This is a genomic window from Rhizobium sp. SG_E_25_P2 (assembly GCF_029892285.1).
Lineage (GTDB): Bacteria > Pseudomonadota > Alphaproteobacteria > Rhizobiales > Rhizobiaceae > Rhizobium_E.
The window spans coordinates 719,207-744,050 of the sequence record NZ_JARXVM010000001.1 but is presented as its reverse complement, the minus strand read 5'-3'; the positions used below and the strand labels follow the sequence as shown (position 1 = coordinate 744,050).

The 24,844-nt window shown below is 62.1% G+C and carries 25 protein-coding genes; 18 read left to right on the top strand and 7 right to left on the bottom strand.

The genetic code is table 11. The annotated features are described in order from the left end of the window. The first annotated feature begins 10 nt into the window (after positions 1-10). Genes M2360_RS03545 through M2360_RS03530 form a run of 4 tightly spaced genes read left to right on the top strand, consistent with a single transcriptional unit; the run spans position 11 to position 4,886 of the window. Positions 11-1,297, top strand: coding sequence for a CpaE family protein (locus M2360_RS03545; protein WP_280772975.1), 1,287 nt, complete (start codon positions 11-13; stop codon positions 1,295-1,297). A 29-nt stretch (positions 1,298-1,326) separates the two neighbouring features. Continuing rightward, positions 1,327-2,826 carry a CpaF family protein gene (locus M2360_RS03540; RefSeq protein ID WP_280772974.1) on the top strand — a complete coding sequence of 500 codons (1,500 nt, stop codon included), beginning with the start codon at positions 1,327-1,329 and terminating at the stop codon, positions 2,824-2,826. Positions 2,827-2,882: 56 nt separating this feature from the next. Then, positions 2,883-3,893, top strand: a complete 1,011-nt coding sequence (locus tag M2360_RS03535) for a type II secretion system F family protein (RefSeq protein WP_280772973.1) — start codon at positions 2,883-2,885, stop codon at positions 3,891-3,893. A 12-nt stretch (positions 3,894-3,905) separates the two neighbouring features. Next, positions 3,906-4,886: a type II secretion system F family protein gene (locus M2360_RS03530; protein ID WP_280772972.1), complete on the top strand. Its 981-nt coding sequence runs from the start codon at positions 3,906-3,908 to the stop codon at positions 4,884-4,886. 100 nt (positions 4,887-4,986) lie between these two features. Here the strand turns inward: M2360_RS03530 and M2360_RS03525 are convergent, their stop codons facing one another. After that, positions 4,987-5,730 carry a tetratricopeptide repeat protein gene (locus M2360_RS03525; RefSeq protein WP_280773084.1) on the bottom strand — a complete coding sequence of 248 codons (744 nt, stop codon included), beginning with the start codon at positions 5,728-5,730 and terminating at the stop codon, positions 4,987-4,989. 187 nt (positions 5,731-5,917) lie between these two features. On the opposite strand from M2360_RS03525, the gene M2360_RS03520 reads away from it, so the two are divergent. The 6 genes from M2360_RS03520 (at position 5,918) to M2360_RS03495 (ending at position 11,402) form a co-directional block, all read left to right on the top strand. Next, positions 5,918-7,315, top strand: coding sequence for a leucyl aminopeptidase family protein (locus tag M2360_RS03520; protein ID WP_280772971.1), 1,398 nt, complete (start codon positions 5,918-5,920; stop codon positions 7,313-7,315). A gap of 83 nt (positions 7,316-7,398) precedes the next feature. Continuing rightward, positions 7,399-7,746: a MarR family winged helix-turn-helix transcriptional regulator gene (locus M2360_RS03515; protein WP_280772970.1), complete on the top strand. Its 348-nt coding sequence runs from the start codon at positions 7,399-7,401 to the stop codon at positions 7,744-7,746. Between the two features lie 10 nt (positions 7,747-7,756). Further along, positions 7,757-8,611, top strand: coding sequence for an NlpC/P60 family protein (locus M2360_RS03510; RefSeq protein ID WP_280772969.1), 855 nt, complete (start codon positions 7,757-7,759; stop codon positions 8,609-8,611). A gap of 161 nt (positions 8,612-8,772) precedes the next feature. Beyond that, positions 8,773-9,705, top strand: coding sequence for a VOC family protein (locus tag M2360_RS03505; protein WP_280772968.1), 933 nt, complete (start codon positions 8,773-8,775; stop codon positions 9,703-9,705). A gap of 3 nt (positions 9,706-9,708) precedes the next feature. Further along, entirely contained in the window at positions 9,709-10,302 is a 594-nt protein-coding gene (locus M2360_RS03500; protein WP_280772967.1) for an alpha/beta hydrolase, read from the top strand. Positions 10,303-10,415: 113 nt separating this feature from the next. Then, the gene (locus tag M2360_RS03495) at positions 10,416-11,402 is read left to right on the top strand and encodes a Gfo/Idh/MocA family oxidoreductase (RefSeq protein WP_280772966.1); all 987 of its coding nucleotides are present in this window, start codon (positions 10,416-10,418) and stop codon (positions 11,400-11,402) included. Between the two features lie 12 nt (positions 11,403-11,414). Here the strand turns inward: M2360_RS03495 and M2360_RS03490 are convergent, their stop codons facing one another. Together M2360_RS03490 and M2360_RS03485 are read right to left on the bottom strand one after the other, a co-directional pair. Beyond that, positions 11,415-11,789, bottom strand: coding sequence for a GtrA family protein (locus tag M2360_RS03490; RefSeq protein ID WP_280772965.1), 375 nt, complete (start codon positions 11,787-11,789; stop codon positions 11,415-11,417). Further along, positions 11,786-12,784, bottom strand: coding sequence for a glycosyltransferase (locus M2360_RS03485; protein WP_280772964.1), 999 nt, complete (start codon positions 12,782-12,784; stop codon positions 11,786-11,788). The genes M2360_RS03490 and M2360_RS03485 overlap by 4 nt, the downstream gene beginning before the upstream one ends. 137 nt (positions 12,785-12,921) lie before the next feature. Between M2360_RS03485 and M2360_RS03480 the strand changes: the two genes are divergently transcribed. Beyond that, complete coding sequence (locus M2360_RS03480; protein WP_280772963.1) at positions 12,922-14,748, top strand: hypothetical protein; 1,827 nt, start codon at positions 12,922-12,924, stop codon at positions 14,746-14,748. A 4-nt stretch (positions 14,749-14,752) separates the two neighbouring features. Here the strand turns inward: M2360_RS03480 and M2360_RS03475 are convergent, their stop codons facing one another. Then, positions 14,753-15,016 (bottom strand): hypothetical protein, encoded by a 264-nt coding sequence (locus tag M2360_RS03475; protein WP_280772962.1) that lies wholly within the window; start codon positions 15,014-15,016, stop codon positions 14,753-14,755. 141 nt (positions 15,017-15,157) lie between these two features. On the opposite strand from M2360_RS03475, the gene xseA reads away from it, so the two are divergent. Beyond that, on the top strand, positions 15,158-16,747 hold the full coding sequence (gene xseA / locus M2360_RS03470; RefSeq protein ID WP_280772961.1) for an exodeoxyribonuclease VII large subunit: 1,590 nt from the start codon (positions 15,158-15,160) through the stop codon (positions 16,745-16,747). After that, positions 16,747-17,337 (top strand): NAD(P)H-dependent oxidoreductase, encoded by a 591-nt coding sequence (locus M2360_RS03465; protein ID WP_280772960.1) that lies wholly within the window; start codon positions 16,747-16,749, stop codon positions 17,335-17,337. Before xseA ends, M2360_RS03465 begins: the two co-directional genes overlap by 1 nt. On the opposite strand, the gene M2360_RS03460 is transcribed toward M2360_RS03465, so the two are convergent. Continuing rightward, positions 17,338-17,820, bottom strand: a complete 483-nt coding sequence (locus M2360_RS03460) for a MarR family transcriptional regulator (protein ID WP_280772959.1) — start codon at positions 17,818-17,820, stop codon at positions 17,338-17,340. Between the two features lie 88 nt (positions 17,821-17,908). Here M2360_RS03460 and M2360_RS03455 point away from each other — a divergent pair, with 88 nt between their 5' ends. Then, entirely contained in the window at positions 17,909-18,775 is an 867-nt protein-coding gene (locus M2360_RS03455) for an EamA family transporter (RefSeq protein WP_280772958.1), read from the top strand. Positions 18,776-18,784: 9 nt separating this feature from the next. On the opposite strand, the gene M2360_RS03450 is transcribed toward M2360_RS03455, so the two are convergent. Continuing rightward, positions 18,785-20,023, bottom strand: a complete 1,239-nt coding sequence (locus tag M2360_RS03450; protein WP_280772957.1) for an aminopeptidase — start codon at positions 20,021-20,023, stop codon at positions 18,785-18,787. A gap of 194 nt (positions 20,024-20,217) precedes the next feature. On the opposite strand from M2360_RS03450, the gene coaBC reads away from it, so the two are divergent. After that, positions 20,218-21,441 carry a bifunctional phosphopantothenoylcysteine decarboxylase/phosphopantothenate--cysteine ligase CoaBC gene (coaBC, locus tag M2360_RS03445; RefSeq protein WP_280772956.1) on the top strand — a complete coding sequence of 408 codons (1,224 nt, stop codon included), beginning with the start codon at positions 20,218-20,220 and terminating at the stop codon, positions 21,439-21,441. Positions 21,442-21,444: 3 nt separating this feature from the next. Here the strand turns inward: coaBC and M2360_RS03440 are convergent, their stop codons facing one another. Further along, positions 21,445-22,260, bottom strand: coding sequence for a class II glutamine amidotransferase (locus M2360_RS03440; protein WP_137155247.1), 816 nt, complete (start codon positions 22,258-22,260; stop codon positions 21,445-21,447). A 205-nt stretch (positions 22,261-22,465) separates the two neighbouring features. Here M2360_RS03440 and M2360_RS03435 point away from each other — a divergent pair, with 205 nt between their 5' ends. From M2360_RS03435 to M2360_RS03425, 3 genes are all read left to right on the top strand, one after another. Further along, positions 22,466-23,377, top strand: coding sequence for a pirin family protein (locus M2360_RS03435; protein WP_280772955.1), 912 nt, complete (start codon positions 22,466-22,468; stop codon positions 23,375-23,377). A gap of 108 nt (positions 23,378-23,485) precedes the next feature. Next, positions 23,486-24,103 carry a glutathione S-transferase gene (locus tag M2360_RS03430; protein WP_280772954.1) on the top strand — a complete coding sequence of 206 codons (618 nt, stop codon included), beginning with the start codon at positions 23,486-23,488 and terminating at the stop codon, positions 24,101-24,103. A 117-nt stretch (positions 24,104-24,220) separates the two neighbouring features. Further along, a complete protein-coding gene (locus tag M2360_RS03425; protein WP_280772953.1) occupies positions 24,221-24,793 on the top strand; it encodes a dual specificity protein phosphatase family protein in 573 nt (190 codons plus the stop codon). The last annotated feature ends 51 nt before the right edge of the window (positions 24,794-24,844 follow it).

The following is a 24,844-nucleotide window of genomic DNA, read 5'->3' as shown; positions in this document are numbered from 1 at the left end:
GCCATATGTCATGAACGCTGTCGAATATGGAATTCATCGCGACGAAGGACCTGTGGTCGAAAACGAGATCCGGCCCGGGGATCTCGATCAGCTGCGTCCCCTGCCGCGCATCTCGGTGCACGCCTTCTGCGAAACCGAAAACATGTACCGGCTGATGGAGAAGCTGGCCCAGGATCGCCGCATGGCGAAGGTGAGTTTCCGCATCAATCAGGGAAGCACGGAAGCCGCGGTCAATATGTTCAGCGGCGCGCCGACCCCCAATCTGATCCTGCTCGAAACCAGCTCGCAGCCCGATGTGATGATGCATGAGCTCGCGCCGCTGGCCGAGGTCTGCGACCCCACCACCAAAGTGGTGATCGTCGGCCGCTACAACGACATACCGCTTTATCGCGATCTGATCCGCAATGGCATTTCGGAATATATGGTGTCGCCGATCTCGCTGGTCGATGTTATCGCGGCAATCTCCGCGATCTTCGTTGATCCGGACGCCGAACCCCTCGGCCGCTCCATCGCGTTCATCGGCGCCAAGGGCGGCGTCGGCTCATCGACGATCGCCCACAATATCGCCTGGGGCGTCTCTTCGCTGTTTGCGTCCGAAGTCATTCTCGCCGATCTCGATTTTCCCTTCGGAACCGCCAATATCGATTTCGATCAGGATCCCGCTCAGGGCATCGCCGAAGCCGTCTATTCGCCTGAACGACTGGACGACATGTTCCTCGACCGGTTGCTGACCAAATGTTCAGAGCATCTGTCGCTTCTCGCCGCACCCTCGGTTCTCGACCGCGCCTATGATTTCGATCGATCGGCCTTCCAGCCGGTTCTGGAAATCCTTCAGCGCGCCACGCCTGTCAGCGTTCTCGACGTTCCGCATGCCTGGAGCGACTGGACCCGGACGCTTCTCGCCGATGTCGACGAGGTCGTGGTCACTGCCGCGCCCGATCTCGCCAATCTGCGCAACGCCAAGAACATGTTCGATCAGTTGCGCAAGCTGCGCCCCAACGATCGGCCTCCGCATCTGATCCTCAACCAGGTCGGCTTGCCGAAGCGGCCGGAGATCGCCACCGCCGATTTCTGCGAGCCGCTGGAAATCGAGCCGATCGCCATCATTCCCTTCGACGCGTCGTTGTTCGGTTCGGCCGCCAATTCCGGTCGGATGATCGGCGAAATGGACAGCAAATCGCCGGTGGCTGAAGTCATGTCGCAGATCGCCCATATCGTCACCGGTCGCGTGAGCGTGAAGAAGGCGAAGAAGAGCGCGCTCGGGTCGATCCTCGGCAAGCTCACGGCCAAGAAGTAATAGAAGTAGACACTGGAGCGGATGCGCCGATGTTTGGCAAACGTGGAAATGAAGGCTTCGGCAAGTCAGGCGCGGCGACCGCTGCTCCTCCGCCACTCGCGGCGGCGGCTCCGGCGCCGATGTCGGCCCCTGTCGCGCCGCCGCCGCTCGCGCCTTCGCATGTTCCTGTTCTGCAGGAACCGCAGCGTGACGCGCAGTCGTCGGTGCGCGTGGCCGCGCCCGCGCCGCGCCGCAAGACGCAGCGATCGGAGAGTTACTACACCACCAAGAGCCAGGTGTTTTCCGCGCTGATCGATACGATCGATCTGTCGCAGCTCGCCAAACTGGATGCGGAAAGCGCACGCGAAGAAATCCGCGACATCGTCAACGACATCATCACCATCAAGAACTATGCGATGTCGATTTCCGAGCAGGAGGAACTGCTCGAGGATATTTGCAACGATGTGCTCGGCTATGGTCCGCTTGAGCCGCTTCTGGCGCGTGACGACATCGCCGACATCATGGTCAACGGCGCCGGTCAGACTTTCATCGAAGTCAACGGCAAGATCGAGGAAAGCGAGATCCGCTTCCGCGACAATGCACAGCTTCTGTCTATATGCCAGCGCATCGTCAGCCAGGTCGGCCGCCGCGTCGACGAATCCTCGCCGATCTGCGATGCGCGCCTGCCGGATGGCAGCCGCGTCAACGTGATTGCGCCGCCGCTGGCGATCGATGGCGCCGCGCTCACCATCCGAAAGTTCAAGAAGGACAAGCTGACGCTCGACCAGCTGGTCAGGTTCGGCTCCATCACGCCCGAAGGCGCGGCCGTGCTGCAGATCATCGGTCGGGTGCGGTGCAATATCGTGGTGTCCGGAGGCACGGGTTCGGGCAAGACGACGCTTCTCAACTGCCTGACGCGCTACATCGACACGGATGAGCGCATCATCACCTGCGAAGACTCCGCCGAACTGCAATTGCAGCAGCCGCATGTGGTGCGGCTCGAAACACGACCGCCCAATATCGAAGGCGAGGGCGAGGTCACCATGCGCGATCTCGTCAAGAATTGCCTGCGCATGCGTCCTGAACGCATCATCGTCGGCGAAGTGCGCGGACCGGAAGTATTCGACCTTCTCCAGGCGATGAACACCGGTCACGACGGTTCCATGGGCACGATCCACGCCAACAGCCCGCGCGAATGCCTGAACCGTATCGAATCGATGATCGCAATGGGCGGCTTCACTCTTCCGGCAAAAACCGTGCGTGAAATCGTTACAGGCTCGATCGACGTGATTGTCCAGGCCGCGCGTCTGCGCGACGGCTCACGCCGCATCACTCACATTACCGAAGTCATCGGCATGGAAGGCGATGTGATCATCACACAGGATCTGATCCGCTACGAGATCGAAGGCGAGGACGCCAACGGCAAGCTGATCGGCCGCCACAAATCGACCGGCATCGGTCGCCCACATTTCTGGGATCGCGCCCGCTATTATGGCGAGGACAAGAGATTGGCCGCGGCGCTTGACGCCATGGAGCAGACCAAGGGCTAAATTTGTCGCCGGTCGGGCCATCGGCTCTCCGCGCGTCGAGGAAACGGGAAAAGGCCATGTTCGGATACGATCTGACGACGATTGCGATGATCGCATTGGCGGCGATTTCTGCGGCCGCGGTCGCCTATGGCGTGCTGTTCTCCCAGATCGAGAATGACAAGAAGTCCAAGAGCCGCTTCGAAAAAGTCGGGATGTCCGACGTCGACAGGACGAAGGTCAAGGCGTCCCGCGATCGGTTGACGGAGCTTTCGAAGCGACGCAAATCGGTCCAGGACTCGCTCAAGGAACTGGAAAAGAAGCAGCAGGAGGCCAACAAGAAAAAGGCCACAACGCTGAAATCCCGCATCATGCAGGCGGGTCTGACGTTCAGCGAGACGCAATTCTATCTCGGCAGCGCCGCGCTCGCTGCGGCCATCGGCTTCGTGCTGTTTTTGGCGGGCGCTCCGATTCTCATCATCGCCGGCGTCAGTTTCGTCGCCGGGGTAGGTCTGCCTCGCCTGTTCGTGACATTCATGTTCAAACGCCGCATGACGCGCTTCATCAATGAACTGCCGAACGCGCTCGACGTCATGGTTCGATCGATCAAGTCGGGTCTTCCGCTGAACGACGCCATTCGGTTGATCGCCTCCGAGGCGAAGGAGCCGGTCAAGACGGAGTTTCGCCGCGTCATCGAGGCGCAGCAGATGGGGCTCAGCGTGCCAGAAGCCGTTGGGCGCATGTCCCTGACGATCCCGCTGCAGGAGGTGAACTTCTTCGGCGTCGTCATCGCCATTCAGGCGCAGGCGGGCGGCAATCTGTCCGAGGCGCTCGCCAATCTCTCGCGGGTGCTGCGCGACCGCCGGAAGATGAAGGCGAAGGTGTCGGCGCTGTCCATGGAAGCCAAGGCTTCGGCGGTGATCATCGGCGCCTTGCCGTTCATCGTCGCATTTCTCGTCTATATCACATCGCCTGGCTATATGATGATCCTGTTCACCGATCCCCGCGGTCATCTGATCATGGGATTGTCGGCGGTCTGGATGTCGATCGGCATTTTCGTCATGCGCAACATGACCAATTTCGAAATCTAGGATGGACACGCCATGGAGCTAGCCAAAACGCTCACAGATCCGCAGGTCGTGTTCGCCGTTCTCGTCGGCCTTTCGGTCTTCGCCACGCTCTACAGCCTGGTCCTGCCCTATTTCGACAGTGGCGGCCTGCAGAAGCGTATGAAGGCGGTGACGACCGAGCGCGACCTGATCCGCAGTCGGGAGCGGGCGCGCCTGAACGCCGAAGGCGCCATTCAACGCAACAGCCTGCGCCACCAGAACAACGGCAATATCCGCCAGATCGTCGAAAGGCTCAATCTGCGCGAGGCGCTCGTAGACTCCGGCACTGTCGACAAGCTGAAGGCTGCCGGCTATCGGTCGCAAAACGCCCTCAACATCTTTCTCTTCGCGCGCTTCTTCCTGCCGTTCATCTTCATGATCGCGGCGGCGCTTTACGTCTTCGCCCTCGGCAACCTTGCGAACCAGACTTTCATGGTGCGGATGCTGGCCGTGTTCGGCATCGGCTATCTCGGCTTTTACGCGCCAAATATCTATATCTCCAACAAGATCAACAAGCGCCAGGCGTCCATCCGCAAGGCCTGGCCGGATGCGCTGGACCTTATGCTGATCTGCGTGGAGTCGGGGGTGTCGATCGAAGCGGCAATCAAGCGGGTCGCCGAAGAAATGACGGTCAATTCACCCGAACTGGCCGAGGAAATGGTGCTGACCAATGCCGAGCTCTCCTTTCTCCAGGAGCGCCGCGTCGCCTATGAAAATCTCGCCAAACGCACCCAGCTCGATTCCGTACAGGCTGTCAGCCAGGCCTTGATCCAGGCGGAGCGGTACGGCACGCCGGTCGCCCAGGCCTTGCGGGTTCTGGCGCAGGAAAGCCGCGACCAACGTATGAACGAAGCGGAGAAGAAGGCTGCGGCGCTGCCGCCAAAACTGACGGTGCCGATGATCCTGTTCTTCCTGCCGGTTCTGATCGCCGTCATTCTCGGCCCCGCTGGCATTCAGGTATCCGACAAGTTCTGAGTCGGACCACGTGATCCCCCAGACGCAAACGCCGCCCGGTGTTGGGGCGGCGTTTTTGCACATTCGTGACGGTTCGAGGATCGCTCGGACGGGGGCAGGTTCAGTTGGTTCCTTCGTCGGCGTTCGCCAGCTTTTTCCAGCTGTTGTCCTGGGACAGCATGCCCTTGAGATAGGCGACATTGGCTTCCGCCTGCTCGGCCGTCAGTTCCTGCCGCGCGATGTTTTCGGCTTCTTGGAACCGCCCCTGCAGCCCTACCACAAGAGCAAAATTCTGACGGACGCGGCTGTCGGCGCCGGGTTGGGCGACCGCAGAGCGAAGATAGGTTTCCGCCGTGCGGAGATCTCGGGTCAGGAGATAGGACATCCCGAGATTTGACAGCACGGACGGCTCGTTCGGATGGATATCCAGCGCACTGCGATAGGCGAGGCGCGCCTCTTCGGTGCGTCCCAGCTGGTCGAGGATCGCGCCTTTGGCGGATTCCAGCTTCCAATCGGGCCGGTCTGGCGTTTGCGCCCGGTTGATGGTCGACAGCGCCTGTTCGAACTGTCCGGCGGCGGCTTGCGCCTTGCCATAGGCGGCGAGAACGATGCGATCGGTGGGATTGCGGATCGCCACCTGCTGCATGACGGCGAGCGCCTGTGCGTTGCGGCCAGTCATGCGCAGCAATGCCGCGTAGTTCAGTCCGGCATTTCGGTCGCTCGGGCTTTTGGCGTAGGCGTCGCCGATCTTGCGCGAAGCAGCCTGCAATTCGGGCTGCGTCATCGCCTCGACAGGTTTGTTCAGATTGGCGGGGATGGATCCCGTCGTCTCCCGGCTCGTCGAGGAGCATGAGGTCAGGAGCATGGTCAGGAAAAGCGCGGCGCCGACCGACGCCAATGTCTTGGACTTCATCCTATCGCCCTCGTGCCGAAATATGCGGATTTTCTAAAAAAATCATCCGCCGCAACCTTCGCTCCAGCAATAGTCTGTTAACCCTAATAGAGTGTTAATAAGGCGAATCCGCATCACCCGATTCCCGCAAGGACTTTGAATGGCCCCCTTTCAATTCATCGAGCGTCCCACACCGTTCAACACGAAGCTGGGCAAAACGTTGCCGATTTTCGCGGTGACGCCGGCCCATATCGACACTGGCCTCGTCGATCCCATCGCGCTCGATTGGGCCCGCAAGGCCGGCTACAAGGCTGAAGCCGGCTCGCTGCTGCTGGTGCCAACCGAAGGCGGTCATCTTGGCGGTGCGCTGTTCGGCCTCGGCGCATATCCCTCGGAGTCGCCTTATCTCACCGGCAAGCTGCCGCGCTTTCTCCCCGCGGGAGACTGGCATATCGAAACCGCGCCGCTGACGGCCAACCGATTGGCCCTTGGTTACGGCCTGGGAAGTTATCGCTTCGAGAAATACAAGAGCGGATCGCCCAATCCGCCGACGCTGCTCATTCCCTCCGACGCCGACGCCGCACGGGTCAAGCGCCTTCTCGCCGGCGTCTTCCTGGCGCGCGATCTCATCAATACGCCGGCGAACGACATGGGGCCTGATGCGCTGGAGGCGGCGTTCCGGGCGCTGGCCGCGCATTACCACGCCGAAGTTTGCGTCGTCCGGGGCGAGGCGCTGCTGCAGGAGAATTTCCCGCTGATCCACGCGGTGGGACGCGCCTCCGAACAAGCGCCGCGGCTCCTCAAGATGCGCTGGGGCAAGAAGGGCCATAAGCGGGTGACGCTGGTTGGCAAGGGCGTCACCTTCGACACTGGCGGCCTCGACATCAAGCCCTCGTCCTCAATGGCGCTGATGAAGAAAGACATGGGCGGCGCGGCCAATGTGTTGGGCCTGGCGCTGATGATCATGGACGCCAAGCTGAAGATCGATCTCACCGTGATCGTGCCGGTGGCGGAGAATTCGATCTCCGGCAACGCTTTCCGCCCTGGCGACATCTATCGCAGCCGCGCCGGTCTCACTGTGCAGATCGACAATACCGACGCCGAGGGTCGGCTCATTCTCGCCGATGCGCTGGCTTTGGCGGACGAGGACGAGCCCGACCTGCTGATCGACATGGCGACGCTCACCGGCGCCGCCCGCGTGGCGCTTGGCCCCGACGTGCCGCCCTTCTTCACCGACGACGAAGATCTCGCCCATCATTTGATGGAATCGAGCCTTGAAGTCGACGATCCCATTTGGCGGCTGCCGCTCTACAAGGGTTATGAAAAAGACGTGACCGCCAAGATCGCCGATCTCACCAATGCCCCGGCGGGCGGCATGGCGGGAGCGATCACGGCGGCGCTGTTTCTCAAGCGCTTCGTCAAGAAGACACGAAGCTGGGCGCATTTCGACATCTATGCCTGGACGCAGACCGAGCGCCCGCATTGCCCCGGCGGCGGCGAGGCGCAGGCGATCCGCGCCATCTTCGACATGCTCGACGCCAAGGGGCGCGCGGATTAACCCTTCGCCCAGCCGGCGCTTGCTCCGGCGGGACGTTTGGTGAAGAATGAAACGGTTACGAAACAATCCCGCCGGAGGGGCGAGTGACCGTCGAATTGTCCGCCTCGCAGGCGCTGGGACTTTGGCATACGGTGTCGATGGAGGCGGTGCGATCTGGCGATGGCGATCTGTCCATGCGCCAGATGGCCATTCTGCTGCATGTCTATCTGACGCCGCCGCCGCACACGGTTCGCGGTCTCGCCGCCACCTTGAATGTCACAAAACCGGTCATCACCCGCGCGCTCGACACGATGGGCGCGATGGGAGTGATCGACCGCGTGCGCGACGACAAGGACAGGCGCAATGTGCTGATCAAGCGCACGCTGGCTGGCGCCGTCTATCTGGAAAAGTTCGGCGATGTCATCATCGCCAAGGCCCGCGACCTCACCTGACGGATCAGTCATGACGCTAGACAGACGCATTTTCGCTTTTCGCCCCGATCTCGCCGAGGCGTCGCTCCAGGGCCGGGTCGAAGCGGCGCGCTTCACTGAGGGGTCGCCGGCGCAGGTGCGGGTCCCCAAGATCGCGCTCCGGGCCAAGCCGGACGTCTTCTGCGGCCTCGACACCGAACTGATGCTTGGCGAACCGGTGACCATACTGGATGTCGCCGAAGGCTGGGCCTGGGTGAAATCCGGGCTCGACGATTATGTCGGATACCTGCCGCAGGCGGCGATCATCGACACGGCGCCCCTGCCCACCCATTGGGTCACGGTCCCCCGCACCTTTCTCTATCCGGAGCCGGACATGAAGCGGCCGCCGATCGACGCCATTTCGATGGGCAGCCGCATCACGGTGACCGGAGAGGCGGAGACGCGCGGAACCCGCTATCTCCTCACCACCGAAGGCGCTGTGATCGCCCGCCATCTTGCCCCTCTCGTCGCGACGATCTCTGACGACTATGTCGATATCGCCAGTCTCTTTCTCGAAACGCCCTATCTCTGGGGCGGCCGCACCGGCTTTGGTCTCGATTGCTCTGGCCTCGTGCAGCTTTCGATGATGATGGCGGGACAGCAAGCGCCGCGCGACTCGGACCAGCAGGCGGCGATGCCGGGCGAGGCTCTCGAACGCGCCGCTCTTGCGCGCGGCGATCTCGTCTTCTGGAAGGGGCATGTTGGCATCATGGAAGATCACGACACCCTGCTGCACGCCAATGGTCATACGATGAGCGTGGCGCGCGAGCGCCTGGATGACGCGATCGGCAGGATCTCTCCCCTCTATGGCGAGCCGACCGGCTTCAAGCGCCCTGACTGTAAATAGAATATCAAATTCCTATTTTATTTCGTCTTCTTTTTGTGAACAATCCGTGCCTGCTGGAGGGGATACACGGATGAGGTCGCAAGGGGCATATTGGCATCCAGAACGGAACGCCGCTTGGGCGCTCCCGAAAATCAGGCCTCAGCGCCGGAAAGGATGCCATCATGCTCGACCAGATCAAGGGGCTTCACCACGTCACCTCCATGGCCGCCAGCGCCCCGGTCAACAATCACTTCTTCACCAAGACACTCGGCCTTCGCCGCGTCAAGAAGACGGTGAACTTCGATTCGCCTGATGTATACCACCTCTACTACGGCGATGAAGTCGGCACGCCCGGCACGGTCATGACCTATTTCCCCTTCCCCAATATCGGACAGGGCCGTCCGGGCACGGGCGAAGTCGGGACCACCGTGTTCTCCGTGCCGAAGGGCGCGCTGGGCTACTGGTCCGAGCGGCTGGCGAGCCAGGGCGTCGATGGTCTTCAAGCCGAGGAAACCTTTGGCCAGAAGCGGCTGAATTTCGCCGGTCCCGATGGCGACGGTTTCGCACTGGTGGAAGTGGACGGCGACGACCGCGCGCCCTGGACTGACAACGGCGTCGACGCCGACCACGCCATTCGCGGCTTCCATTCGGTGGCCATGCGTCTGCGCGATGAAGGCGCGACCGCCGAACTGTTGAAATATATGGGTTACCAGGAACTCGACCGGAAGGACGGCGTCGTCAGGCTCATCGTGCCCGGCGGCAACGAAGCCTCGACCGTCGATCTCGAAACCATGCCCAACATCAACAGAAGCCTGCAGGGCGCAGGTTCTGTGCATCACGTCGCTTTCGCGGTCGAAAACCGCGCCAAGCAGTTGGAAGTGCGTAAAGCGCTCATGGACACCGGCTATCACGTCACCCCCGTGATCGACCGCGACTATTTCTGGGCGATCTATTTCCGCACGCCGGGCGGCGTGCTGTTCGAAATTGCCACCAATGAACCGGGTTTCACCCGCGACGAGGACATCGCTACGCTCGGCGCCGATCTGAAATTGCCGCAGCAGCACAGGCATCTGCGTCCGATTCTAGCCCAGCATCTCGAAAAGCTTGAGGATTGAACCATGGACTATGTGCACAAGATCCGGGCCGGCGCGCCCGGATCGCCGATCCTGTTCGCCTTTCACGGCACGGGCGGCGATGAAAACCAGTTCTTCGATTTCGCCGGCGATCTCATGCCCGGGGCGACGATCGTGTCGCCCCGCGGCGATGTCTCGGAATATGGCGCAGCGCGCTTCTTCCGCCGCACCGGAGAGGGCGTCTACGATATGGCCGACCTCGCGCGCGCGACCGACAAGATGGCGGCTTTCGTCGAACGGCTGAAGCAGGAGCATCAGGCCACCGACGTCTACGGCTTCGGCTATTCGAACGGCGCCAATATCCTCGCCAACATGCTGATCGAAAAAGGTGGCGTGTTCGACCGCGCAGGCCTTCTGCACCCGTTGATCCCGTTTGCGCCGAAGCCGCAAGAGCGGCTCAAGGGTGTGAAGACGCTGATCACCGCCGGCGAGCGCGATCCGATCTGCCCGGCCCCGCTGACCCAGCGGCTGCAGGCCTATCTGGAAAGCCAGGGAGCGGAGGCTTCCCTCGTCTGGCATTCCGGCGGCCATGAACTCAGGCCGCAGGAAGTGGAGGCGCTTACGCGCTTCTTCGCCTGATCCGGGCAGTTTCGAAAACACCGATCAGACGGTCTCGCCTTGCGCGGCCGTCTCTTTTCTTCCTGACGATTGCGCCGTATGGTCCGGCGCAAACCAGATACAGGGAGAGAGACATGTTGCGTTTCGGCATAATTTCCACGGCGCGGATCGGCCGCGAACTGGTGGTTCCCGCCATTCAGGATGCGGAAAACTGCGTGGTCACGGCCATCGCCAGCCGCAATCTCGACAGCGCCCGCGCGATGGCCGACCGCTTCGGCGCGCCGCACGCCTTCGGCTCCTATGAGGAGATGCTGGCGTCAGACACGATCGACGCGGTCTATATCCCGTTGCCGACCTCGCAGCATGTCGAATGGACGATCAAGGCGGCCGACGCCGGCAAGCATGTGCTGTGCGAAAAGCCGATCGCGTTGAAAGCCGACGATATCGATCAGTTGATCGCGGCGCGCGACCGCAACAAGGTGCTGGTGTCGGAAGCCTATATGGTCACCTATTCGCCGGTCTGGCGGAAAGTGCGCGAACTTCTCGCCGAAGGCGCGATCGGCAAGCTCCGTTTCGTCCAGGGCGCCTTCACCTATTTCAACCGCGATCCCGGCAATATGCGCAATATCCCGGCGCTCGGCGGCGGCGGTCTTCCCGATATCGGCGTCTATCCCACCATCACCACGCGGTTCACCACCGGCAAGGAGCCCTTGCGCATTCAGGCGACGACCGACCGTGACCCGGAATTCGGCACCGATATCTTCTCGTCAGTCAGGGCAGACTTCGGCGATTTCGAGCTGAGCTTCTACATCTCCACCCAGCTAGCCGCCCGCCAGATCATGGTTTTCCACGGCGACAAGGGCTTCATCGAGGTGAAATCGCCGTTCAACGCCGATCGCTACGGCGCCGAAGAGATCGAGCTCACCAACCAGAACCACTCCCAATCCCAGCATTTCCGCTATCAGGATTGCCGTCAGTACCGCTTGGAGGCCGAAGCCTTCGCCCGTGCGGCCATAGGCGGCGAGGCCGAGGTGGTGACGCTGGAAAATTCCAAGCTGAACCAGAAGGTCATCGACGCGATCTATCGCGCCTCCGAGAAGGACGGCTGGGAAACGGTCTGAGGCTCGTTCGGCTCAGCGGCCGAACACCAGGCGCGAATAGCCGAACCAGGAAACCCCCATCGCCGCGACCGAGGCAATCGCCGCGGCGATAACAGGGTAGAGCCCTGGAAATGTGATAAGGATAGCCGAATAGATGGCGTAGTTGACGAGCGAGGAAAAAATGCCGACGCCCCCGTAACGCGCGCCTTCCGCGGCAACCGACCGACCGCTTTTGCCGAAGGTCAGGCTGCGGTTGAAGATCCAGGTTACGCTCATGGCGAAGGCGATGGCGATCACGCGCGCCCAGAACGGTCCGATCGGCGTCGCCCAGATCAGAAACGCCAGCATGCCGGCGTCGGACACGAAGCCGAGGCCGCCGGCCATAGTGAAGAGAAAAAGCCGTTTCACGCTGCTCTCTTACGGGGCGCCCGGACAGGCGAGGGAGCCGGTTCGGCGGGGACAGGGCGCCGGCGGGTTTCCGACAGAGCCGGCAGATCCATATAGTGGATGCGCAACAGTTCGGCCCGCGACCGCGCCAGACTGTCGAGGATCAGCCCGACGGTAAAAGTCATGCCGGACATGATCAGCAGCACCATAGACAGCACCCAGGTCGGCATGCGCGGCACGAGCCCGGTCTGGGCGTATTCGATCAGCACCGGCGTCATGAAGGTCAGCGACGCCGCCATGAGCGCCGAGGAAATCGCGAAATAGAAGGCGAAGGGCCGGACTTCCTTCATCAACATGGCGAACATGAACAGGATCTTGCCGCCGTCGCCGAAGGTCGAGAGTTTGGAGAACGAGCCTTCGGGGCGACGGCCGTAATCGAGTTCGAGTTCGATCACCGGCAATTTCAGCCGGGAGGCGTGCACCGACATTTCCGTCTCGATCTCGAAACCGTTGGACACGGCGGGGAAGCTCTTGGCGAAACGGCGCGAAAAGGCGCGATAGCCGGAAAAGATGTCGGTGAAATCCTTTCCGAACAGCGAGCGGTAAAGCGTGTTGAAGATCTTGTTGCCGAAGGCGTGGCCTTGGCGGCCGGCGTCGCGGGTCACGTCGCGGCGCGTGCCGACCACCATGTCGGCGCGTTCGGTGACCAGCGTGGTGATGAGGTTTTCGGCATCCTCTGGCGCATAGGTGCCGTCGCCGTCCGCCATCAGATAGATATCGGCGTCGATATCGGCGAACATGCGGCGCACGACATTGCCCTTGCCCTGGCGGCGCTCGCGAAACACCGTGGCGCCTGCAAGTGCGGCGCGAAGCGCGGTGTCGTCGCGGGAATTGTTGTCAAACACATAGATTCGGGCCGAAGGCAACGCCTGACGGAAGCCGCGCACGACATCGCCGATCGTCAGCGATTCATTGTAGCAGGGTATCAGGACTGCGATGTCGAGATCGTCGTTCATTCGTGCTCCTCGCCGGCGACCGGCGGTCGGGCTCCTCAATGGCTTTACTCTTTCTTGAGAAGGTTAAGCTTAGGTTTCGCTGCGATGGTCTTTCGCGCTCGGGCGGCGGGCATATGTCTGAAAACGGTAAAGAAGCGATGACTTCCCCCAAACTTCTGGAAAGCTTCCGCACGGATGCCGAACGCGCGGGCGCAGGCTGGCTCCTGCGCATGATCCTGCTCTTCACCGTTCTGGCTATCGTCGCACAGATCGGCGCGCATCTGTCGACCTATAAGGATTATATCGGACCTGACCCCGACGATGTCATGCGGCTGGTGGAGGTGCGCGATTGGCTCGGCGGCCAAAGCTGGTTCGACCTGCATCAATATCGCATGGGTCCGCCGGGCGGCATGCTGATGCATTGGTCGCGCTTTGTCGATGCGCCGATCGGCGGTCTGATCCTGCTGTTCGGCCTGTTTCTGAGCCCCGATATGGCGGAAGCCGCCGCCGCCTTCGTTTGGCCGCTCGCGCTGATTCTGCCCCTGATGGCGGGTATCGGCCTCGGCGCCTATCGCTTGGGCGGCAAGCCGGCGGTGGTGATCGGGCTCGCGCTCGGCTTCATGTTCCTGTTCACCATGATGCGGTTCCGGCCCGGCGGCCTCGATCATCACAATGTGCAGCTGGCCGTCGTCGCACTGATGGCCGCCTGTTTGCTTGACCCTCAGGCGCGGGCGCGCTCCTTCGCCGCCGCCGGCGGTCTTGCCGCCTTCGCGCTCGCCATCGGCGCCGAAACCACGCCGTTGATCGCCGTCGCGGCCATGGGCGTCGCCCTCGTCTGGGCCGTCCTCGGGCAGGACTATCGCCGCGCCGCAATCGCCTTCGGTTTGGCTTTTGCAGGCTTTGCCGCTGTGTTCTTCTTTGCGACCACGCCGAAAGCGCTGTGGGGCCGTGTCACCTGCGACACGCTGTCGATCGGCTTTCTGTCGCTCGCCGTGATCGGCGGCGCGGGTCTCGCCGCTGCAGCCGACTTCTCGTCGCAACGCGGTGCGCTGTGGCGCTGGGGATCGCTCGTCCTTCTCGGCGCATTGGCCGGCGTCGCGGCGCTCCTCATCGCGCCCGAATGCCTCGGCAATCCGCTGTCGAGCCTCGATCCCATGGTGCAGGAACTCTGGCTCGCCAGCATTTCGGAAGCGCAACCGATCGGCAAACAGTTCGAAGTCAGTCCCGATGCGATCGGCGGCATTTACGGCGTCGGTCTCATCGCGCTCGGGGTCGCCCTGTTTCGGGTTTGGCGTGGCGAGCAGGTTCTCGCCTATAGTCTGATGGCGGGCCTGATCGCCATCTCATGGATTGTCAGCGCCATCCAGGTGCGCGGTATGATCTTCACCAATCTCCTGTCTGTTCTGCCGCTTTCAGTGATTGTCGCCGATCTCCGCGCCCAGTATCTCGCCCATCGCAATGAACCCAAGGCGGCTATCGCCTTCATTCTCGCAGCCCTGGCGAGCGTGCCCTCGGTCTGGGCCTTTTCCGGCGCGGCCGTGACGATTGCGGTCAATAAGGTAGCCGGCGCTCCGCCGGAAGAAAAAGAGGATGAGGACAAACCTGCCTGCATCCGCAAGGAAAGTTTGGCGGAGGTTTCAAAGCTGCCGCCTGGCCGCATTCTCACGGCCTTCAACGCCGGCCCGGCCATCCTCCGTTTCACCCCGCATGCCGTGTTGACCGGCAATTATCACCGCAACGCCAAGGGCCTGCTCGACGGGTTGAAGATGGCGACATCAGACCCCGCTATCGCCGCCGCGTTGATGGAAGAGGATAAGGTCGGCTATGTGCTGCTGTGCCTCGATGATCCGCAGGTGGAAACGCTCAAGGAAAAATTCCCGAACGGCTTCTGGGCGCGGCTCGCCCGCGGCGAAATCCCAGAGTTTCTGGAACCCGTCGACGCCGCCGGCGATCCGCGCATGAAGATCTTTCGGGTGATCCGCTAGCGTCTCACACCAGACCCACGAGGCTGCTTGCTGTCGTGCCCGTGGACAGCACGCGCACGATCCGCGCCGGAAGGATCGAGCCCGCAGCAAGCGCTGCAAATGTTGCGACCGAACCGGATTGCAGCTCGGCGGTCACTGCGCCGCTGGAGCCAACATAAAGCGCGCGTGTGGTTTCCGGCAGGGCCGCTGTATCGTTGGGGGTGACCGGAAAGGCGTGAATGGCCGGGCCGCTTAGCGAGGCGGTGGCGGTCTCAAAACGATCAGTCATGTTGATGTCTCCTTCTGTTTCTGACGGATCATCATCGCATGGCGTCTGGAATGGGGGACGAAGCGGGGGAAAACTCCTGCGAGGCGCCGAGAAGGAGGCAGGGTTCTGGAGCGGAGCGGGCAAGCGCTGATATAAAGGGCCATGAGTTTTCTCGATAACGATTCGCCCGGCAACCTCGCCGAATATACGGTTTCCGAGATCTCGGGCTCCATCAAGCGCACGATGGAGACCGCTTTCGAGCATGTGCGGGTGCGGGGCGAAATTTCCGGCTATCGCGGCCCGCATTCCTCCGGTCACGCCTATTTCGCCTTGAAGGATGACCGGTCCCGGCTGGAAGCGGTGATCTGGAAAGGCTCCTTCAGCCGTCTGAAGGTCCGGCCCGAAGAGGGCATGGAAGTGATCGCCACGGGCAAGATCACCACCTTCCCCGGCTCGTCGAAATATCAGATCGTCATCGAAAGCCTGGAGCCGGCCGGCGTCGGCGCGCTGATGGCGCTGCTCGAAGAGCGCAAGCGCAAATTCGCCGCCGAAGGCCTGTTCGATCCTTCGCGCAAGCAGCTTCTGCCCTATATGCCGGCCGTCATCGGCGTAGTGACTTCGCCGACCGGCGCCGTGATCCGCGATATCCTGCACCGCATTTCCGATCGCTTTCCGCTGCATGTGATCGTCTGGCCGGTCAGGGTCCAGGGCGATGGCGCGGGCGCGGAAATCGCCGCGGCCATCGACGGCTTCAACGCGCTCGATCCCGACGGTCCCATCGTACGGCCGGATGTGCTGATCGTCGCCCGCGGCGGCGGCAGTCTCGAAGATCTCTGGTGCTTCAATGACGAGGCGGTGGTGCGGTCCGCGGCCAATTCCGCCATTCCGCTGATTTCAGCCGTCGGCCATGAAACCGACTGGACGCTGATAGATTACGCGTCGGACCAGCGCGCGCCGACGCCGACGGGCGCCGCCGAAATGGCCGTGCCGGTCAAGGCCGATCTCGAAGCCCAGCTCGCCGGCCTTTCGGCGCGTCTGGCCTCAGCCATCAACCGGCAGATGGACAATCGTCGCCAGGGGCTGAGGGGGCTTGCCCGGGCGATGCCGTCTATCGACCAACTGCTGGCTCTGCCGCGCCGGCGCTTCGACGAAGCAGCCTCCCGGCTCGATCGCGGCCTGGAACTGACCGCGCTCAACAAGCGCCGCATGCTGGAGCGCGCAGCCTCGCATCTCCGCCCCGATATGCTCGCGGCGCGTTTTGCGGAACGGCGCCAGAAACTCCATGATCTCGGCCTGCGGGCCGAGCGCGTGGTGGAGCGGCGCATCGACCAGCTCAAGGCGCGTATCGCCCGCGCCGACGCAGTTTTTTCCGGCCTGCCTGCCCGCCTCGCCAACGAGACGGCGCGAAGCCGCGACCGGCTCAACAATCTCGCCCGGCGCAGCGATGGCGCGCTCGATGTCCGCCTGAGGCGCGAACGCCAGGCGCTCGCCGCCCATGACCGCATCCTGCAATCGCTGTCCTACAAGAATGTGCTGAAGCGCGGCTATGCCGTGATCCGCGGCGAGGACGAGCAGGTGCTCTCGACCGCCAGCATGGTCCCGGAAGGCGCGGCGCTGTCGATAGAGTTCGCCGATGGCCGTATCCAGGCGGTGGCGGGCGAGGGTGAGGGGAAGCCTGTTTCGCCGGCTAAGAAAAAAGCGCCTTCGAAGCCTGGGTCTTCGACGCCCGCCAATCAAGGCAGCCTGTTCTGATGCGTTTTCTGGTCGTTCTCGCTCATCCTCTCAAGGAAAGCTTCGCGGCTGGCGTGGCGGCTACGGTGCGCGAAGGTTTGGAGTCGAAGGGCCATTCCGTCGATTTTCTCGATCTCTATCAGGAGGATTTCGATCCGCGACTGACTGCGGCCGAGCGCGGCTCCTATTTCTCCGGCGCCTATGACACGAGCGCCGTCTCGCCCTATGTCGCGCGCATCAAGGCAGCCGATGGGCTTATCCTCGTCTTTCCGCAATGGTGGTTCAATCTTCCCGCCATCCTCAAGGGCTTCATCGACCGGGTTTTCGTGCCCGGCGTCGCCTTCGAAAATGACGCGGCCGGCGGACGCATCATTCCGACGCTCACAAATATCCGCTATTTCTGGTGCTTCACCACCACAGGCTCGCCCTGGTGGATCGTCCATTTCTATATGGGCAATCCGCTCAAGCGACAGTTGAAGCGGGGTGTGGCCTATTTCTGCTCGAAATCCGTCGATTTCCGGATGCATTCGCTGCACAACATGGATCACTCCACACAACAAAAGCGCGAGCGGTTTCTTGGTCGCGTGGGCCGGATTATCGGCAGGCTCTGATCACTCGAAAGCCGACAAGAATTTTTTGAGCAAGATATCGAGCGTGGCGCGGTCGTCGACGCTGAGCGCTTCGACCAGTCGATGCTGGTTGGCGACATGAGCGGTGACGGCTTTGTCAATCATGTCGAAGCCTTTATCGGTCAGAACCACCAGAACGCCCCGTCGGTCTTCAGGATTGTCGCGCCGCTCGATCAGCCCGGCTTTCTCCAATTGGTCCAGACGATTGGTCATTGTGCCCGATGTCACCATCATGGCGGCCAGAAGATCGCTGACCGTCAGGCGGTAGGGCTGCCCCGAACGTCTGAGCGTGGCGAGAACATCAAAACTCGAACTGTTCAAGCCATGACGGGCGATTTCCGCCTCCACCTCGCGTCCGAGATGGGTTCGAAGCCGGCCAAGGCGACCCAGAAGCCCCATTGGCCCGGTGTCGAGGTCGGGACGTTCCGAGGCCCATTGGGCGAGAATCTTGTCGACATGATCCATGACCCTCTTAAACGGCAATCATATCTTGATATCAAGGCAAATTACGCGTATATCTTGATATCAAGAAACTTGAAATCAAGGAATACTCATGTCCCGCATGCCCGACGTCGCCTTGACGGCTTTGGCGCCAGCCATCTGGGGAAGCACCTATATCATCACGACGTCGTTTCTGCCGCAGGGCTATCCCATTACGGTCGCCTTGCTCCGAGCCTTGCCGGCGGGATTGCTCTTGCTCCTCTATGTTCGGCGATTGCCCTGGGGCGTATGGTGGACGCGGACATTCATCCTTGGCGCCCTGAACTTCTCAATCTTCTGGATCATGCTGTTCATCTCGGCCTATCGCCTGCCGGGCGGCGTGGCCGCCACGGTTGGGGCCGTCCAGCCGCTTATCGTCATCATCCTGTCTCGATTGATCCTCGGATCGAAGATAAGTCGGGTGTCGGTAATTGCTGGCGTGACCGGAATTGCCGGCGTCGCGCTTCTGGTGCTGACGCCAAATGCGTCGCTCGATCCGGTCGGCGTTGCCGCCGGTTTGGCCGGCGCGGTCTCCATGGCCTTGGGAACCGTGCTGAGCCGGCATTGGCAACCGCCGATCTCGCCCCTGACATTTACGGCGTGGCAATTGACGGCCGGAGGGTTGATCCTTCTGCCGGTTGCGCTGCTAGGAGAGCCTGCTTTGCCGTCGTTGACGGCTCTTAATTGGCTCGGATTCGTTTATCTCGGCCTCATCGGCGCGGCGCTGACTTATATTCTCTGGTTTCGCGGCTTGTCGCGCATCGAACCGGCCGCCGTGGCGGCGCTCGGTTTCCTGAGCCCAACCGTCGCTATGATTCTCGGTTGGGCGTTCGCCGGTCAGGACCTCTCCGCTTTCCAGATCCTTGGCGTTGCTGTGGTCCTGGTCAGCACCTATGCGAGCCAGAAGGCGCAGGCCGGCATCCGGCCCGCGTCGCTCTAGACAGGTTGATTACGCCCATTCGCCCTTGCGGAACACCGGCGTGCGGGTTCCATCGGCGGCGACGCCGTCGATGTCGACCTCGCCCGAGCCGATCATCCAGTCGATATGAATGAGGCTGGAATTGCCGCCCTGGGCCTTGATCTGATCCTGGGTGAGATCGGCGCCGCCGACGAAGCATTTCGAATAGCACTGGCCGAGCGCGATGTGGCAGGCGGCGTTTTCGTCAAACAGCGTGTTGTAGAACAGAAGGCCCGAGGCCGAGATCGGCGAGGAATGCGGCACCAGCGCCACTTCGCCGAGCCGGCTTGCGCCTTCGTCGGTTTCCAGCACCTTCTTCAGCACTGCTTCGCCCTTCGACGCCTTGGCCTCGACGATGCGGCCGCCTTCGAAACGAACCTGGATGTCATCGATCAGCGTGCCCTGATGCGACAGCGGCTTGGTGGAGGAGGCCACGCCTTCGACCCGCAGCGCATGCGGCGTGGTGAAGACTTCTTCGGTGGGGATGTTGGGATTGCAGGTCACGCCGTTCTTGGCCATGGACGCGCCGCCATGCCATTCATGGCCATCGGCAAGGCCAACGGTGAGATCGGTGCCCGGCCCCTTGAAGTGCAGGGCGGAGAACCGCATTTCGTTCAGCCAGGTGGAGCGGCGATGCAGCGCGGCATTGTGCTCGCGCCAGGCGGCGACGGGATCGTCGCGATCGACGCGCGAGGCGGCGAAGATGGCGTCGGCCAGCTTGCGCACCGCGTCTTCTTCGCTGAGTTCCGGAAAGATCTGCCGCGCCCAGGACGGATTGGGATAGGAGACGATGTTCCAGTTGATGTCGAAATTGGAGATCTTTTCGAGCGCCGGCTTATAGGCCGTCGACATAGCACGGTTGGCGCGGGCCACTTTGGACGGATCCTGCTCGGACAACAGCATCGGATTGTCGCCGGACACCGCAAGACGCGCCGCGCCATTGGCGTAGGCCTTGGCCATGCCTTCATAGAGCCAGCTCGCGGCGCGGTCGAAAGTGTCGTCGGCGGCATATTCGTATCGCGCGAGCGTCGCGACTTCGTCATTGTAGAAAGTGGTGACCAGCCCGCCGCCGGCCTTGTAGGCGTGTTTGGTGATCTCGCGCACCAGAGGCGCTGCAGCCATCGGCGCGGTCACAACGAGGTCCTGACCCTTTTGCAGGTCGAGGCCGATCTTGACCGCCACTTCGGCGAGTTTTTCCAGCTTGACGGGATCGATAGCGGACGCGCTCATGACAACTCCATGCCTTGCTTTTCTCTGATCCCGTTATGTGGATGATTTGGGCGGCGATGTGAAGGCGGGGCGACGAATTAACCCTGCCCGGCATTTGCGTCGACGGAAGCGGCGCGACATGGCGCTATTCCGTTGCGCCCAGAGCCTCGACCGCCTATTTTCCGCCGGGAAAAGACAAGGCGGAGAAGGACATCATGGCGAAAACCGGCACGCTCACGGGCAAGCGCATTCTCCTGATCATCGCAGGCGGCATCGCCGCCTATAAGAGCCTCGATCTTATCCGCCGCCTGCGCGAGCGCGGCGCCCGCGTCATCCCGGTCATGACCCGCGCCGCCACCGAATTCGTCACGCCGCTCGCGGTCGGCGCTCTGGCCGCCGAAAAGGTGCATCTGGAACTGTTCGATCGCGAAGATGAAATCGATGTCGGCCATATCAGGCTGGCGCGCGATTGCGATCTCGTGGTCGTCGCCCCCGCTACTGCCGATCTGATTGGCAAGATGGCCAATGGGCTGGCCAATGACCTCGCCTCGACCATTCTTCTCGCCACCGAACGTCCGGTGCTGATCGCCCCGGCGATGAACCCGACCATGTGGTCCAACCCCGCCGTCAGCCGCAACGCCTCGCAGCTGTTGATCGACGGCGCACATTTCATCGGACCTGTCAGCGGCGAGATGGCGGAAAAGGGCGAGGCGGGCGTTGGCCGCATGGCCGAGCCGCTGGATATCGTCACTGAAATAGAAACGCTGCTCGACAACAGGCCCAAGCCGCTCGCCGGCCGACGCGCCATCGTCACCTCCGGGCCGACGCATGAGCCGATCGATCCGGTCCGCTACATCGCCAACCGTTCCTCCGGCGCGCAAGGCCATGCAATCGCCGCCGCGCTCGCCGGCGCCGGCGCCGATGTGACGCTGATCTCGGGGCCGGTGACGCTCGCCGATCCACGCGGCGTCAGGGTCGTCAGGGTCGAGCGCGCCGTCGAGATGCGCGATGCAGCGCTTGCAGCGCTTCCCGCCGATATCGCGGTGATGGTGGCGGCGGTGGCCGATTGGCGCGTCGATGGCGAAGCCTCTGAGAAGATCAAGAAAGCGCCGGGCGATGCCCCCCCGGCGCTCGCGCTCACGGAAAATCCCGACATTCTCAAGATTATCGGCCATCATGAAAAGCGGCCGAAACTGGTGGTGGGCTTCGCCGCAGAAACCAATGACATCGAGGACAATGCGCGGGCGAAACTGGCGCGCAAGGGCGCAGACCTCATCGTCGCCAATGACGTGTCGCCGGAAACCGGAATCATGGGCGGCAGCCGCAACACCGTGTCGATCATTGCGCCGGATGGTGTGGATCGCTGGCCCGATATGGACAAGGCGGAGGTCGCCGAGCGTCTCGTCGGCCTGATCGCCGAACGGCTCAATCCGCTCTGAGCGCTATTCGGCTGGAACCTTGAGATCTTCGGACTTCTCAAAGGCGGCGACGCCGGTGGAGAAGGGAGTGATCTTGATGCCGTCGTCGGACAGCACCACGGCGCTGCCATCGGGTATCTCGCCCCAGGTGCGTTCGTCTTCATCAAGCGGTTCTGAGACGAGACAGTAGCCGCCGCCCATGCGCGACGCATAAAGCGTCGGCGCCGAAGCGCCCGTGGCGTAGCGGACGCCATAAAGCGTATCGCCATCGGAAAAGGCGGCGGTGAAGCGCACATCCGGCGTGATGCCCATATGCAGGGCCTGTCGTTCAACCAGCGCCAGCGCCTCGCGCAGCGCCGTCATCGGCATGTCGTCCAGCCCGAAATGCAGGGCCAGCATGAAGATCAGTTCGGAATCGGTCGTGCCGCGGCGGGCGGCGTAGAGCTCGTCCGGCAGCAGGCTTTCCAGCGCCCGGCGCATGCGGTCATACTGGCCGATCTGGCCGTTATGCATGAAGGACCAGCGGCCATGGGCGAAGGGATGGCAATTGTCGCGCCGGGTCGCGCCATAGGTTGCGGCGCGCACATGGGCGAGAAACAGCGTCGAACGGATCTGGCGGGCAAGGCTCTTGAGATTGCAATCGGCCCAGGCCGGCATTACGTCGCGATAGAGACCGGGTTCATCGCGGTCGCCATACCAGGCGATGCCGAAGCCGTCGCCATTGGTGGGGGTCTTGGCCTGCGTGGCAGAAAGGGACTGCACGACGAGCGAATGAGCGGGCGCCGACACGATATCTTCAAGAAACAACGGCTCTCCGCGATACGCGGCCCAGCGACACATATTTCACCCACTCGGTTTTGGCGCCGCACAGCGCCGACTTGCGATTCATCTTCCGACCAGCCCGGTTAATAAAAGATGAAGTCACAAAAGTGTCAAAGACATTTTGCGCTGCAGCATGCGGAAAATGAACACAGCGTTACCTTGGCGCTGCTGTCATGGCCGATCCGGAGGAACTATATTCGAGAAAATTAACCGAGGAGCCGTCATGTCCATTCGTCCCGTCAAGCATGAAAGCCACGCCACGCCGACCATGGAAGGCGCAGGCGTGCATCTTCATCGCGTCTTCGGCTTCGGCGATCCCTCGCTGACTGACCCCTTCCTGATGATGGACGATTTTCGCAACGACAACCCCGCCCATTACCAACGTGGTTTTCCCTGGCATCCGCATCGCGGCATCGAGACGATCACCTATGTGCTGGCGGGAACCGTGGAGCATGGCGACAGCCTCGGCAATCGCGGCCTGTTGGGCGCGGGCGACGTGCAATGGATGACGGCAGGCCGCGGCATCATGCACCAGGAAATGCCGCAGGGCGATTTCGCCGGTCGCATGCATGGCTTCCAGCTCTGGGCCAACCTGCCGTCGTCGCTCAAAATGACCGCGCCACGCTATCAGGACGTCAAGGCCGCCGATATTCCGGTGGTGATCGATGATGACGGCACGGCGGTGCGGGTCATTACCGGCGAATTCTGGGGCAAGACCGGACCGGTCGACGGCATCGCCGCCGAACCCGTCTATCTCGATATCTCCGTGCCGCCAGGTCGTCGCAAGAGTTTCGCCGTCGACACCTATCGCAAGGCCTTCGCCTATATTTTCGCCGGTTCCGGCACGTTCCGCGACGCCTCGCGTCCTCTGGGGGTTAAGATCGAGAAGGAGATCGCCGGCGAGGAAGTGACCATTCGCGACATGTCCGGCAACCGCACGCTCGTGGTGTTCGACAGCGGCGATGAAGTCACGGTGCAGGCGGGCGACGAAGGCATCCGCTTCCTGCTGGTCTCCGGCAAGCCGATCGAGGAGCCGGTCGCCTGGCATGGACCGATCGTGATGAACAGCCGCGAAGAGATCATGCAGGCGATGCGCGATCTGCAGAACGGCACCTTCATCAAGGCCGATCACTGACCCTGATTTTCCCGGCGACGAAAAGCGTGAACTTTCCACATCCCGGCGTCCCTTTTCCGCCGGGATGTCCTAGGCTGCCCCGGATGACCAAGGAAGGGGATTTAGCCTATGTACAAGCTCTATGGACGGATCGGATCCGGCAGCGCCGCAGTCGAGGCGGCGCTGGCGATTATCAGTGCGCCGCATGAGATCATCTGGATCGACACATCGGCAGGCGAACATCTCACAGAAGCTTTTGCGGCCATCAATCCGCGCCGGCAGGTGCCGGCCCTCATCCTGCCCGACGAAAGCGTGATGACCGAAAGCGCAGCCATGCTGCTTCATCTTGCCGACGCTTTTCCGGAGGCCGGGCTCGCCCCGAAGCCGGGAACCAGCGCCAGGGGCGCGCATGACCGCTGGCTGGTTTTCATGGCGGTCAATATCTATGAAGGTGAGTTGCGCAAGGCCTATGCCGATCGCTACACGACCGATCTTGATGGCGCCGACGCCGTGCAAGCGGCGGCTGAAGATTATCTGACCGCTCAATATGCGATCATCGAGACGGAGATGAGGGGCGATTACCTCGTGGGCAACAGTCTCTCCATGGCCGATCTCTATCTCTGGATGGTCGCAAGCTGGCGCGACCCAAGACAGATGAACGCCGAGACGCCACGCGTCGCAGCGCTTTCCCGCCGGCTGCGCGCCATGCCTCAGGTGCAGGCGATCGCGGAGCGCCATGGCGTCTGAAGAAAAATTGGCGCGCCGCTGACCTATTTGCCGCAGAAATGCCGCTTCCTTGGCAAAGAGGTCGCTGATATAGGCTGGACTTAGATTGGAATGATTCTAACGAGATCGGACGGCGGCATGCAGTGGAAACGACTCTTCAAGCGAATGGCGCTCGGCGCCGGCGTGATCGTCCTCGCCGGCGGCGTGTTCCTCGGCCAGCAATTCCTGCGCGGGAACTTCCATGAAGTGATCCCCGGCGAATTTTATCGCTCGGCGCAGCCATCCGGCGACGATATCGCCTATTACGCCAAGACCTACGGCATCAAGACTGTGATCAACCTGCGCGGCGCGAGCAAGAAGGGCTCGAGCTGGTATGTCAATGAGATCACGGAGTCCAAGGCGCTGGGTCTCCATCACGTCGATTTCGCCATGTCGGCGGCTAAAGAGTTGAACGCGGTGCAGATGGCCGATCTCACCCGCATCATGCGCGATGCGCCCAAGCCGATCCTGGTCCATTGCATGTCCGGCGTCGACCGCACCGGATTGGCCTCGGTGCTCTACCTCCAGCAGATCGCCGGCGTCGATGAGGAGACGGCGGAGTGGCAGTTGTCGTTGATCTACGGCCATTTCAGCATTCCCTTCATCAACCGCGCCTATGCGATGGATGAGAGCTGGGAAGCCTTCGAAAAAGTCATCGGCCTCGAAAGCTGAGAATTGAACATTTTCCTGTTCCGTCGCATTGTCCGGTCACAGCCAGGAGAG